The 13,096-nt window shown below is 55.9% G+C and carries 12 protein-coding genes; 5 read left to right on the top strand and 7 right to left on the bottom strand.

The features are described 5' to 3' along the window. Nucleotides 1–69 precede the first annotated feature (69 nt). The 3 genes from ACU6TU_RS05730 to ACU6TU_RS05720 form a co-directional block, all read right to left on the bottom strand. The gene (locus ACU6TU_RS05730) at nucleotides 70–1,542 is read right to left on the bottom strand and encodes an N-acetylmuramoyl-L-alanine amidase (RefSeq protein ID WP_447143603.1); all 1,473 of its coding nucleotides are present in this window, start codon (nucleotides 1,540–1,542) and stop codon (nucleotides 70–72) included. 113 nt (nucleotides 1,543–1,655) lie between these two features. Next, a complete protein-coding gene (tsaE, locus tag ACU6TU_RS05725; protein ID WP_447143602.1) occupies nucleotides 1,656–2,132 on the bottom strand; it encodes a tRNA (adenosine(37)-N6)-threonylcarbamoyltransferase complex ATPase subunit type 1 TsaE in 477 nt (158 codons plus the stop codon). A gap of 13 nt (nucleotides 2,133–2,145) precedes the next feature. After that, nucleotides 2,146–3,618 carry an NAD(P)H-hydrate dehydratase gene (locus ACU6TU_RS05720; RefSeq protein WP_447144192.1) on the bottom strand — a complete coding sequence of 491 codons (1,473 nt, stop codon included), beginning with the start codon at nucleotides 3,616–3,618 and terminating at the stop codon, nucleotides 2,146–2,148. Nucleotides 3,619–3,741: 123 nt separating this feature from the next. Here ACU6TU_RS05720 and queG point away from each other — a divergent pair, with 123 nt between their 5' ends. Then, nucleotides 3,742–4,881 carry a tRNA epoxyqueuosine(34) reductase QueG gene (gene queG, locus ACU6TU_RS05715; RefSeq protein WP_447143601.1) on the top strand — a complete coding sequence of 380 codons (1,140 nt, stop codon included), beginning with the start codon at nucleotides 3,742–3,744 and terminating at the stop codon, nucleotides 4,879–4,881. 13 nt (nucleotides 4,882–4,894) lie between these two features. On the opposite strand, the gene orn is transcribed toward queG, so the two are convergent. Beyond that, nucleotides 4,895–5,476 (bottom strand): oligoribonuclease, encoded by a 582-nt coding sequence (gene orn, locus ACU6TU_RS05710; protein WP_447143600.1) that lies wholly within the window; start codon nucleotides 5,474–5,476, stop codon nucleotides 4,895–4,897. Between the two features lie 192 nt (nucleotides 5,477–5,668). Here orn and rsgA point away from each other — a divergent pair, with 192 nt between their 5' ends. Genes rsgA through asd form a run of 3 tightly spaced genes read left to right on the top strand, consistent with a single transcriptional unit; the run spans nucleotide 5,669 to nucleotide 8,422 of the window. Further along, nucleotides 5,669–6,694 carry a small ribosomal subunit biogenesis GTPase RsgA gene (gene rsgA, locus ACU6TU_RS05705; protein ID WP_447143599.1) on the top strand — a complete coding sequence of 342 codons (1,026 nt, stop codon included), beginning with the start codon at nucleotides 5,669–5,671 and terminating at the stop codon, nucleotides 6,692–6,694. 11 nt (nucleotides 6,695–6,705) lie between these two features. After that, nucleotides 6,706–7,557, top strand: coding sequence for a sulfurtransferase (locus tag ACU6TU_RS05700; protein ID WP_447143598.1), 852 nt, complete (start codon nucleotides 6,706–6,708; stop codon nucleotides 7,555–7,557). Between the two features lie 10 nt (nucleotides 7,558–7,567). After that, nucleotides 7,568–8,422: an archaetidylserine decarboxylase gene (gene asd, locus ACU6TU_RS05695; protein ID WP_447144191.1), complete on the top strand. Its 855-nt coding sequence runs from the start codon at nucleotides 7,568–7,570 to the stop codon at nucleotides 8,420–8,422. A 21-nt stretch (nucleotides 8,423–8,443) separates the two neighbouring features. On the opposite strand, the gene epmA is transcribed toward asd, so the two are convergent. Together epmA and efp are read right to left on the bottom strand one after the other, a co-directional pair. After that, on the bottom strand, nucleotides 8,444–9,418 hold the full coding sequence (gene epmA, locus ACU6TU_RS05690) for an EF-P lysine aminoacylase EpmA (protein WP_447143597.1): 975 nt from the start codon (nucleotides 9,416–9,418) through the stop codon (nucleotides 8,444–8,446). 168 nt (nucleotides 9,419–9,586) lie between these two features. Further along, nucleotides 9,587–10,153, bottom strand: a complete 567-nt coding sequence (gene efp / locus ACU6TU_RS05685; protein ID WP_447143596.1) for an elongation factor P — start codon at nucleotides 10,151–10,153, stop codon at nucleotides 9,587–9,589. 131 nt (nucleotides 10,154–10,284) lie between these two features. Between efp and epmB the strand changes: the two genes are divergently transcribed. Further along, nucleotides 10,285–11,319: an EF-P beta-lysylation protein EpmB gene (gene epmB / locus ACU6TU_RS05680; RefSeq protein WP_447143595.1), complete on the top strand. Its 1,035-nt coding sequence runs from the start codon at nucleotides 10,285–10,287 to the stop codon at nucleotides 11,317–11,319. A gap of 40 nt (nucleotides 11,320–11,359) precedes the next feature. Here the strand turns inward: epmB and leuA are convergent, their stop codons facing one another. Continuing rightward, nucleotides 11,360–13,066 carry a 2-isopropylmalate synthase gene (gene leuA / locus ACU6TU_RS05675; RefSeq protein ID WP_447143594.1) on the bottom strand — a complete coding sequence of 569 codons (1,707 nt, stop codon included), beginning with the start codon at nucleotides 13,064–13,066 and terminating at the stop codon, nucleotides 11,360–11,362. Nucleotides 13,067–13,096 lie beyond the last annotated feature (30 nt).

Below are 13,096 nucleotides of genomic sequence, written 5' to 3'. Positions count from 1 at the left end.
TCCGCTATCAACACCTGACTCGGACCACTTGTCTCAAAAACCTGTTCAAGAACTGGTTTAAGAACTGGTTCAGGAACGCGGAATACGCAGCACCTGGCCAACGCGAATCACATCAGCATTGAGGTTGTTGACTTCTTTCAGCTGGGTAAGGGGTATATCGTGGCGAACCGCGATCGTTGATAAGGTGTCACCGACCTGAATACGGTATTCATTGCCTTGAGGACGCCGTTGGTTATCACGCTGCCAGGCGAGCAGGCTAGCGGGCGGCGGGTTGCGCTCAAAGTGGGCACGCAGACCCGTAAAGATGGCGCTGGCAAGGTTTTCCTGATGGCTAGCCGTTTTCAGGCGACGCTCTTCATCCGGGTTGGAAATAAAGCCCGCTTCAACCAACAGGGAAGGAATATCCGGCGATTTAAGCACCATGAATCCAGCCTGCTCAACCCGCGATTTGTGCAATCGGTTGATACGCCCTAGCTGGTCAAGCACCTGTCCACCAATAGACAGCGAGTCATTGAGGGTGGCCGTCATGGTGAGGTCGAGTAACACGCCTCGCAGCACATGATCTTTATCCCTTAACGACAGGCTGCCATCCACACCGCCGATCAGGTCGGCGCGGTTTTCGCTATCGGCCAGCCATTGCGCGGTTTCCGACGTGGCTCCTCGCTGCGACAAGGCATACACAGAGCTGCCGTTCGGGCGTGGGCTGGTAAAGGCGTCGGCATGAATCGACACAAAAAAGTCCGCTTTCTGATCGCGTGCAAGCTGGGTCCGCTGACGCAGCCCAACATAGTAGTCGCCATCACGAATCAGAAAGGCTTTGAACCCCGGGGTCGCATTAATCTGGGCAGCCAGACGCTGACTGATCTGCAGAACGACATCTTTTTCACGTGTTCCGGTTGGGCCAATAGCCCCCGGGTCTTCGCCGCCATGGCCAGGGTCTACCGCAATAATGATATCGCGCCGGGGATGTGGCTGAGCCTCACGGTTGACCACTTCTTCAGAAACAACAGGCGGTGAGCCAGTGATAGCCGCTTCGGCCTTGGCCCGCTCTGCGGCAATTTCCTGTTCACGTACCATCGACTCAATCGGGTCAATCGGATTCTCGACAGCCGACTCTCCCGGATACTCCAGATCCACCACCAGCCGATGACCATATTGATCATTAGGCGATAGCATGAAATGGCGTGGTGATACCTGGCGATTGAGATCCAGCACGATGCGCAGATCCGTGCCATTGCGAATACCACTACGGACCCCGGAGATAGCACTGCCTTCCAGCGACAGGGAACTGGTATCCGTTGCCAGGCGGCTATTTTTAAGATCAATCACCAGACGGTCAGGCGAATCCAGCTCGAACATAGTGGCATTGCCGGACTGAGAGAGGTCGAACACCAGGCGTGCGTGATCCGGCGCTGCCCATAAGCGAATATTTTCCACATCCGCGGCCAACGCTTTACCCGCCCCTGTTATCAGCAGCCATACCAAAACAACGCCAATAAGCTGACGCCCTGGAAACCCTTTGCCCGACCACCGCTGTTTCATAACCACTCACTACGTAAATTTACTAACCAAGTCGTATCGTCCGGCTCATCAATATTGTCCGGCACCTGATTCCTGAATCCAAGATCAATGCCTGACCGAAACACCTTCCAGCATTATGTTTTGACACCGGCATGCTGCATGCTGGCTAACGCTGCCAACCATTGCTGGCCACGCTGACTGTGCCCTTCAAGCGTTGCCAGGCGGCCCGTGTCAGCTAACGCAAGATGAACCGTCAGGTCTGCCTCAGGCAGCCAGCCTTCACCTCGGCTTGGCCACTCGACAAGACACAGCGCATCGTCATCCAGTACATCGCGACCGCCAATGAACTCCAGTTCTTCCGGGTCACTCAAGCGGTATAGATCCAGATGATAAATGCGCTTTCCATCAAGTTCATAAGGTTCGATCAGGGTGTAAGTGGGGCTTTTTACCGCACCCTTGTAACCGTAAGCGCGCAGAATACCACGGGTTAATGTGGTTTTACCGGCTCCCAGTTCACCTTCCAGATAGATACGCCCAAGCCCCGCAAAAACCCGCCCTAGTGCCTCACCAAAGGCAACATGAGAACTTTCATCAGCCAAAGGCACTTGCATCACGGTTCCAACCTCAAGGATTAATCAATTGACGTGCATAGGATGCCAGATCACTGGCCAGCAAGCCACGTTCACCATGCTCACTTGCTGCCTTATCGCCTGCCAATGCGTGAACGAGTGTGACAAGCCAGGCGCTCTGTTCAATATCATACCCCTGCGCCAGTAATGCGCCCAGCATTCCGCTTAAGGCATCACCCATGCCACCACTTGCCATACCCGGGTTGCCATAGGGGCAAACCACCAGACCACTTGGCCCCGCAATCAGCGTTCCGGCTCCTTTCAGAATCACACTGCCGCCGCGCTGTCTCTGCAGCTCACGCACCGCAGCAGGCCTGTCAGCCTGCACCTCGGCAGTACTGGTATTCAACAGCCTGGCAGCCTCTCCGGGATGTGGCGTAAGCACCCAGTCATCACGCTTCATATCAGGCCAATGACTCGCCAAAAGGTTCAGGCCATCGGCATCCACGACCAGCGGATGAGACGTTACCAGTGCCGACTGCAACATCGCCTGCCCCCAGGCTCCCTGCCCCAACCCAGGCCCAACCACCAGGGCATTGCACTGATCGGTTAACGCCCCCAGATCGGCCACACCGCGCACACCATGCGCCATCACTTCAGGGCAACGCACGAGGCTTGCGGTGACGTGCTCAGGCGCCGTCGCCAGGCTGACTTTACCTGCACCAAGCCGCGCAGCCGCCTGGGAAGCGATCAGCGATGCGCCACCCAGACCAGAGGCGCCGCCCAACACCAGCAGGTGTCCCATATCGCCTTTGTGGACTATGCGTAAACGCGGTGAAAAGGCCTCTTCAAGCAGCGCATCATCAAGCAGCCAGGCGCTGGGCGGAATATCAAAAAACGCCTGTGCTTTAACGCCTAACGGCCGGAAATCAATATAACCGGCATACGCAGGCGCCTCGCCGGTATGCAGACCCAGCTTGTCGCCAATAAAGGTGACCGTACAATCTGACGACACCGCACTCCCTAGTACTGCACCGGTATTCGCGGCAATGCCTGACGGAATATCGATAGCCAGAACAGGTTTACGCGCCTGATTGATCGCCTCGATCACCTGACGATACTGACCTTCCACAGGGCCTCGCAGCCCGGTTCCTAACAGTGCGTCAACAATGACCTCACCTTGAAACAGGGTGTCACGATGCCAGTGTTCATGGCCCACGCCTGCCGCCGTGGCCAGTTCTGCAGCCTTGCTTGCATCGCCGTTCAACTCTTCCAGAGGCGACATGGTAATGCGTTGGACTTTTAACCCGGATTGCGCGGCCAATGCCGCTAGCACATGGCCGTCTCCTCCATTATTGCCACGGCCACAGACCACGCTGATGCTACGCACCTGCGGCCAGCGGGCCCGAAAGCCATGCCAGGCACTGGAAGCCGCCCGCTGCATCAGCGCAAAGCCCTCAATACCGCCAGCAATCGTTCGGCGATCAAGCTCACTCACCTGCTCGGCACGGTAAAGCGGCCTCAGCATAGACGTATTCAAGAGACTCACGGGTGCTCCTTTACCAGTTATCAGCATGCATGTTGTCATTCGGGTGAATCGGTTAGCATAGGACGTCCATTCTGACCACCCGATGCTCTCGCTGTTCATACCATGAAGAATACACCTGCACCCACACACCTTGAAACAGCACTTGAATCAAGCGGTGAATTAAGCCCTGAAACACTCTCCCAACTTGCCGATAGCATCAAACACTGGGGGCATGAACTGGGATTCCAGCAGGTAGGTATCACCGATATCGACCTGGCGGCTCATGAACAGCATCTCAATGCCTGGCTGGCCAATGGATATCATGGCGACATGGGGTTCATGGCCAAGCACGGCACTCGCCGCACTCGCCCGGACGAACTTGAACCCGGCACTCAGCGCGTCATCTGTGTTCGCATGGACTACCTCCCCGCTGACGCCCAAAGCATTGAACAGCTTCGCACGCCCGGAAATGCCTACATCTCTCGCTATGCGTTGGGCCGTGATTACCATAAATTAATGCGCAAGCGCCTCGCCCAGCTGGCAAAAAAAATCGAACAGGCCGTCGGCCCTATCGGCTATCGCGCCTTTGTGGATTCCGCCCCCGTCATGGAGCGCGCGCTTGCACAAAAAGCCGGCCTTGGCTGGTTTGGCAAAAATGCCATGCTGCTCAATCCTGGCGCAGGCTCACTGTTCTTTCTTGGCGAGTTGTATACCGATTTACCTCTGCCGGTTGACCCGCCGTTCAACAATGAACACTGCGGTAGCTGCGATGCCTGCCGACAGGCCTGCCCGACCGGTGCGATCGTGGCAGACAAGGTGGTTGATTCACGCCTGTGCATTTCCTATCTGACCATTGAGCTGCATGAGGCGATTCCAGAGCCGTTACGCCGTGCCATTGGCAGCCGCATCTACGGCTGCGATGACTGCCAGCTCTTCTGCCCGTTCACACGCTTTGCAAAACCAACCCAGGAAGTTGACTTCCACCCTCGCCATCATCTTGAGCGCGCCGAACTGCTCACTCTGTTTGCCTGGAGCGAAGAAGAATTTCTCGACAAGACCGCGGGGAGTGCCATCCGGCGCATTGGTTATCAGCGCTGGTTACGCAATATTGCCGTCGCCCTCGGCAACGCCCCCTGGAGCGATTCGGTAGAGTCCGCGCTCTGGGCGCGCCGCAGCTACCCCAGTGAGCTGGTGCGCGAGCATGTTGCCTGGGCGCTTAATGAGCAACGTGAAAAGCGCCAGGCAGTGATCGTATCAGGCTAGGGTCTGTTGACGTTTATTCTTCTTCGTCATTGCCGTTAGGAAGTTTCAGAAAGGTATTGCGGTAATGCGCCAGTTCGTCAATGGATTCCTTGATGTCGTCCATGGCGAGGTGCACGTTGCGCTTACTGAAGCCAGCCAACGCCCCCGGATTCCAGCGCGTTGCCAACTCTTTGAGCGTTGACACATCCAGATTACGGTAATGAAAGAACGCCAGCAGCTCGGGCATTTCCCGCTCCAGGAAACGACGATCCTGGTGAATGCTGTTACCGCACATCGGCGAAGAACCGGGCTCGACGTATTGGCGCAGAAAATCCAGCGTTTCACGCTCAGCCGTCACTGTATCGATGTCGCTGGCTTTGACCCGCGCCGTCAGCCCTGACTCACCGTGAGTACGGGTACACCACTCATCCATTTCAGCAAGCAGCTGGTCTGGCTGACGCACCGCAATCACAGGCCCCTCGGCCACCACGTTAAGATCGGCATCGGTAATCAGCGTCGCCACCTCAATGATGCGTTCTTTTTCCGGGTTTAGACCGGTCATTTCCAAATCAATCCAGACCAGCAGATCTTTGCGTGGCGTGCGTGCTTCACTCATGCGTTTCTCCATGGATAAAAGTTACGACTCTAACGTGGTGAAAAATGTTTATGATTAATGGTTTGGATAAGTGATTTAGATAAACGTTTCTGATAAGCGTTTTTGATAAATAAATAGTGCATCGCTCATCCAACGAAAATCCGTACAATAGCCTCTATTGTACCTGGGAATGGTACCGACAATCAGGTGGTCATGAGTAAACGTAAATTAAGTCGACAACAGCGCTGGCGAGTCGAAAAGATTCAGGCGGAACGTGAAAAGCGTTCCCACAAGCAGCAGAGCCATGAAGACGAGAAGCTGGCAGCGGGTGAATATGGTGCCGAGCAGCCGGGTCGCGTTGTGGCACATTTCGGGCGCACGCTGGAAGTTCAGGACGCTGGCTTCAATGCCGTTCGCTGTCATCTGCGCGCCAATCTTGATGGCCTGGTGACCGGTGACAACGTTATCTGGCGAGCGGGTCAGGACGGCTCTGGCGTGGTAGTCGCCCGCAGTGATCGTACCAGCGTACTCAAACGCCCGGATGCCCGCGGACTGCTCAAACCCGTGGCTGCCAATGTCGATCAACTGCTGATTGTGTTTGCCGTTGAGCCCGCCCCTCATGCCAATCTGATCGACCGTTATCTGGTGGCGGCGGAAGCCACCGGTATTCAGCCGGTACTGGTGCTCAACAAGGTCGATCTTCTGCCCGAAGACGGTGGGGAACTTGGCCAGTTGCTGGCACGCTACCAAGAGTTAGGCTACCGAGTGGTGCAGTCCACCACTGAGACAGACTCTGGCCTGGCCGCCTTGCGCGAGCAGCTCGCCGACTGTACATCCGTGTTTGTCGGTCAGAGTGGCGTTGGCAAGTCTTCTTTAATCGACCAGCTACTCCCGGACGAAACCCTGCGCATTGGCGCTCTGTCAGAGGACTCACGCAAGGGCACCCACACGACGACGACAGCACGCCTTTATCGCATGCTGGGGCAAGAGGCAGCTCAGGGCGAACTGATTGACTCTCCCGGAATCCGTGAATTCGGCCTGACGCATCTGGATGAGCAGGCAGTGACCAACGGTTTTATCGAGTTTCATGACTTCCTGGGCGATTGCCGTTTTCGTGATTGCCGTCATGTCAATGAGCCTGGCTGCGCTTTACTTGATGCCGTTGAGGCAGGCAAGATTCATCCACAACGCTTTGCCAGCTACCGTCGCATTATTGCCAGCCTGGATACCGATCGCTAAAGGAGCCCACCATGAGCCAAGTTTCTCACGCTTCCACCGGGTCAGAAGCCAACCTGCTACCGCTGATTATTGAGCCCGAGCAGTTGATGGCGCATCTTGATGCTCCGCAGCTTCTGATCATCGATGTTCCCATTAACCAGGATAGCTACGCGGCAGGCCACGTGCCCGGCGCCATTTTCCTGGACTTCCGCTTTCTGATGCGCGGCGAAGGCTCTGTGCCAAATGACGTGCCGGATGTCGACGCGCTATCGCGCCTGTTCAGCGCCCTTGGGCTGACCCGCGATACCCATGTCGTGGCTTATGATGATGAAGGCGGTGGCTGGGCGGCTCGTCTGCTATGGACCCTGGACCTGATCGGCCACACCCGCTACTCCTATCTCAACGGCGGTATTCACGCCTGGCGAGGGGAAGGTATGCCACAACGCAGCGACGCTACAGCGCCCACACCGAGTGATTACCACGCCGAGATTCTTAACCCCAGCACCCTGATTAGCGGTGATGAAATCAAAGAAAAACTCAGCGACCCGCAGTTTGCAGTGTGGGACGCTCGCTCTGCCAGTGAGTATCGTGGGGAAGCAGGCAATAACCGCCATCTCGGGCATATTCCTGGCGCGGTCAACATGGACTGGTTACACGCCATGGACCGTGATCGTGACCTGCGCATCCGCGACTACGCCGAGCTGATCACCAAATTGCAGGCCATGGGTCTGACGCCGGATATGGAAGTCGCCACCCACTGCCAGAGTCATCATCGCAGCAGTTTCACCTGGCTGGTAGGCAAGGCACTGGGCTTTAACATTCGCGGTTATGCCGGTTCCTGGAATGAGTGGGGCAACCGTGACGACACCCCTATTGAAAAGTGAAGACCATCACGTGACTTTTGCACAGCAAGCCTTTGCCCTACTCCAGTATCCGCTGCCGCATCATGCGCTTTCCCGCCTGATTGGAAAGCTGGCCGAGTGCGACAACCCCAGGCTAAAAAACGCCTTGATCAAAGCGTTTATTCAGCGCTTCAACGTGGATATGCGCGAAGCACTGAGTGAAGACATCAGCGCCTATGCGTGCTTCAACGATTTCTTCACTCGCCCCTTGAAAGAAGGTGCTCGCCCCGTCGGCGAAGGCGTTATCAGCCCCGCAGACGGCACCCTTTCCCAGTTCGGCCCTATCCGTGCAGGCCAGCTGGTTCAGGCCAAGGGGCATACGTTCTCTGCGCAATCTCTATTGGGGGGCGATGCTGACCTTGCCGAGGCGTTTCTTGGCGGTAGCTTTGCCACGGTATATCTGTCGCCACGGGATTATCATCGTGTTCATATGCCGATGACGGGCACGCTAAAGGAAATGATCTACGTGCCAGGCCGGCTGTTTTCCGTCAACCAGGCCACCGCCAATCACGTGCCTGACCTGTTTGCTCGCAACGAGCGGCTGGTTTGCGTGTTTGATACTGAACAGGGGCCGATGGCCGTAGTGCTGGTTGGCGCGATGATTGTCGCGGCTATCGAAACCGTTTGGGCAGGACAGATCACGCCGCTTGGCGCGACGCCTCAGCGCACCCACTTTGATCAGCCAATCAGCCTGGAAAAAGGCGCTGAACTGGGCCGTTTCAAGCTCGGTTCTACCGTGGTGATGTGTTTTGCCAAGCCGCAGGCGTTCGATGGATGGGCCGCTGATGCGAAGATTCAGATGGGGCAATCACTGGCATCATCCATGGTTGCCAGCGACAACGATTGATGTTTGGCAGAGACTTGAACGCTAACAGTTTGGCGTGGCAAAGCTGATCACGTCTTCCAGACGCGGCTTCCCAAGCGCCAGCTGAATCAACCTGTCCATCCCCAGCGCCACACCGGCACCTTCTGGCAAGCCATGCGCCAGCGCTTGCAGAAGGTGCTCATCAACATCTACTTCCTCCTGGCCACACGCCTTTCGCTGGTCGTTGTCTTCAGCAAACCGGCGCCGCTGCTCATCAGCGTCGGTCAGTTCGTCATAGCCGTTGGCAAGTTCGACACCCTTCAGGTATAGCTCAAAACGCGACGCCACCCAGTCGCCTCGGGCATCTTGATGACGTTTCGCGAGCGCTGCCTGGCTGGCCGGGTACTCGATCACGGCAGCCAGCTCCTGCTGACCCAGCGTTGGCTCAATCACGCTGCTCATCAGCACGTCCAGACAGGTCTCACGAGGTTCATCCGCCAGGCTCGACAAAGGCATGTAGGCGTGCTGTGAGGCCGCTTTGCGCAGAACATCCAGTGAGGCGGAGAACGGATCAAGCGCCAGATGTGTGTGAAAAAGCTCGCGATAGCGGTAATGCCTGACGGGCAGGGAAAGCGCCATCAGTTGCTGGATCAGGGCGGCCGTTTCTTCCAGCAATTGATTCAACGAATAGCCTGGGCGGTACCACTCCAGCATGGTGAATTCGATATTATGACGGCCACCCACCTCACCATCGCGGAAGCTTTTTGCCAGTTGGTAAATTGGCCCACTGCCAGCCGCCAACAGACGTTTCATATGAAATTCCGGCGAGGTCTGCAGCCACAACCGACGCCGCCCCTTGTCAGTTCGCGCTTGGGTAGACAGCGATTTCAGATGCAGATCGGTACTGCCGCCCTGCCCAAGCACCGGTGTTTCTACCTCGAGAACATCCCGATCCGCAAAAAACACCCGCACCTGAGCCAATAAAGCAGCACGGGCTCGCAAGGTGTCCATATCGGCCGTTGGTCGCCATTGGCTCATCGCTATTCCCCCTGGTGGCACTTTTTTATAGTGGCACTGTTTTCTGGTGACACTGTTTTGCAAGAGGCGGCTTGGTAAGAAAGACAGTCTTAAACCACAAAAGCCACGCATAAGCGTGGCCAATGAATCATGCTCGCTCAATGGGCGATGTATCCGTTCCCTGCCTTATCAGGCGCGTGAGACGTAATCACCTGAACGAGTGTCGATTTTCAGCACTTCGCCCTGGTTGATAAACAGCGGAACTCTCACAACAGCACCAGACGAAAGAGTGGCTGGCTTGGAACCGCCCTGGGCAGTATCGCCTTTCAGGCCGGGGTCTGTTTCCACCACTTCAAGTTCGATAAAGTTCGGCGCGGAGACGGCAATCGCATTATCATTCCACAGCGTGATGGTATAAGCCACTTGTTCCTTGAGCCATTTTTGCGTATCACTAAGCGCCTTTGTCTCGACGGCATACTGCTCAAAGGAACCATCCGTCTTCATGAAGTGCCACATTTCGCCATCGCTGTAGAGATATTCCATCTCCAGTTCCATGACATCGGCCGCTTCAAGAGACTCGCCGGACTTAAAGGTACGCTCCCAAACCCGTCCTGTCATGAGGTTACGCAGCTTGACGCGATTGAAGGCCTGGCCCTTGCCCGGCTTCACCAGCTCGTTCTCGACGATGCTACACGGGTCGCCGTCGAGCATTACTTTCAAACCGCCTTTAAATTCATTGGTAGAATAATTAGCCATACTGTCTCTCAATTATCAGTTTTCAATCGTGTCTTTTGGCGTAAAAGGAGCCCTGGCACGCGGTTTACCGCTTTACGCTGGCAACAACACCCAAACAAGTGTGGCGCATGATAACCCGAAGGAGGGATTTTTTGCAGGACAACCTTATTTTTGCCACTAACGCTCAGCCAGATGCGATTGGCGATACTTCGCCTTCCTGGCAACAGCAGCTTTCCCAGGCCATTCGCGACCCGGCTGAACTTTGCCAGCGCCTTGGGCTGCCGGATACCTGGCAGTCAGGTGCCGAGGCAGGTCATGCGCTATTTGATATCTGCGTACCGGAAGCCTTTTTACGTCGCATAGCGCCCCATCAGCGCAACGATCCACTGCTTCGCCAGATATTGCCGCTGGACGATGAAACCCGACAGCTGCCGGGTTACGTCACTGATCCGCTGGACGAAATGCTTAAGCGCCCAGCCAAAGGCATGATTCATAAGTACGCGGGTCGCGTGCTGCTGATTGCCAGCCCTAACTGCGCCATTAACTGTCGGTACTGCTTCCGGCGGCATTTTCCCTACACGGATAACTCGCCATCACGAGCACAGTGGCAGGAGGCATTTGACTACCTTCAAGCGGACACCAGTATTCAGGAAGTCATTCTGTCGGGAGGTGATCCGCTGGCCGCCAACGACCGCCAGCTTGCCTGGCTGGTTTCCCAACTGGAACAGATCCCTCACCTCAAACGGTTACGCATTCACACACGCCTGCCTATTGTGATTCCTGACCGGGTAGATTCAGCGCTGTTGGACTGGCTGAGCCGCACACGCTTGCAAACCGTTATGGTTGTGCATGCCAACCACGCTAACGAAATCGATCAAGCGGTACTTGAAGCCTGCCAACGTTTGCGCCATGCCGGTGTGACACTGCTCAATCAAAGCGTCCTGCTACGTGGCGTGAATGATAGCGTCACGGCACTGGCAGCGCTTTCCGAACGCCTCTTTGATGCACGGGTAATGCCCTATTACCTGCATGTGCTCGACCCCGTTCAGGGAGCCGCTCACTTCAACGTGCCTGATGACGAGGCCCGGGAGCTGGTCACGCTTCTGCGCGACCAGCTCCCGGGGTTTCTGATGCCACGCCTGGTTCGCGAAATTCCTGGAGAAGCCAGCAAAACGCCACTGCTTTGACAGGTACGCGCACGCTTTGCAGCGTGCGCGTTCTGCGCCGTTATGCCAGGGTGTCGGCCGTTACGTTAGCGGCCGGTGCCTGAGTTGAGGTATAGCGATTAATTGCGCTCAATACGCCTTTCATGGATGCGCTGGTAATGCTTTCATCGGTGCCCACACCAAAGACAGCTTTTCCTTCAGTGCGCACTTCAACATAAGCAATCGCTTCAGCATCAGACCCTTGGCCACGTGAGTGTTCGTGGTAATCGATAATTTCCACATCATGACCCGCCCCTGCAAGCGCCTTGATAAAAGCTGCCAACGGGCCGTTGCCTTCAGCCGCGTAGGTTCTTCGCTCGCCGCCCTCAGCTATCACCGCCTCCAGACTGACAGTCGGACTATCTGGCTCAGACGACAGACGATGATTAACGAGACGGAACGGCGTCTGCTGCTCGAGATATTCATCTGCAAAGGCCTGGTAGATCATCTGCGAGGTGATCTCCTTACCCGTCCGGTCAGCCACTTCCTGCACCACCTGGCTGAACTCGATGGACAGGCGGCGCGGCAGTTCAATGCCGTGTTCCTGTTCCAGCAGGTAGGAAATCCCGCCTTTACCGGATTGGCTGTTGACGCGAATGACGGCTTCATAACTACGCCCGACATCCAGTGGATCAATCGGCAGATAGGGAACATCCCAGGGCGCTTCCGGATTGTCACGACGATCGTTCATGCCTTTCTTGATGGCATCCTGATGCGAGCCTGAGAAAGCGGTGAACACCAGATCACCGACATAAGGGTGACGTGGATGAACCGGTAGCTGGTTGCAATATTCAACTTCGCGCATGACCGGCGTGATATTCGAGAAATCCAGCCCAGGGTTCACCCCTTGGGTATACATGTTCATCGCCATCGTGACGATATCAACATTACCGGTGCGCTCGCCGTTACCAAACAGCGTGCCTTCCACGCGGTCGGCACCTGCCATCAGAGTCAACTCAGCGGCGGCGACGCCCGTGCCGCGATCATTATGCGGGTGAACGCTGACAATCAGGGTATCGCGATTTTTGACGGTGCGGCAGAACCACTCAATCTGGTCGGCATAGTTATTCGGTGGCGCCACTTCCACGGTAGCTGGCAGATTGACGATCATACGGTTATCAATGCTTGGCGCGTAGGTATCCATCACCGCTTCTACAATCTCGACGGCGAAATCCATCTCAGTCGTGGTAAACAGCTCTGGCGAGTACTGGAAGGTCCAGCGGGTTTCCGGTGCGGCCTCCATGTGCTCACGGATCTGGCGCGTGGCATCCACGGCAATCTGAATGCACTCCTCTTTGTTCACATTAAATACCACCCGACGGAACATAGGGTCAGTGGCATTATAAACGTGAACAATCGCGTTTTTTGCGCCTTTCAGCGATTCAAAGGTGCGCTCAATCAGGTGTGGACGCGCCTGGGTCAACACTTGGATGGTCACATCATCGGGAATTTTATTCTGCTCGATCAGCGCCCGGACAAAGTCAAAGTCGGTCTGTGAAGCCGATGGAAAGCCAACCTCGATTTCCTTGAAACCAACGCTCACCAGAAGATCGAAAAGGCGCTGCTTACGTTCCTGATCCATGGGGTCAATCAAGGATTGATTTCCATCACGCAGATCAACGCTTGTCCAGATAGGCGCTTTATCGATACGTTGATTCGGCCACTGGCGGTCGGGTAAATCGACCGCAACAAAGGGGCGATACTTTTTGGCGGGATCAGATAACATCATGGCAGCTCTCCTGGAAACAGATCGGATGGT

It is taken from the genome of Halomonas sp. LS-001, assembly GCF_052983955.1.
The sequence above is the reverse complement of the archived record's forward strand: the minus strand, read 5'-3'. Positions and strand labels throughout refer to the sequence as shown.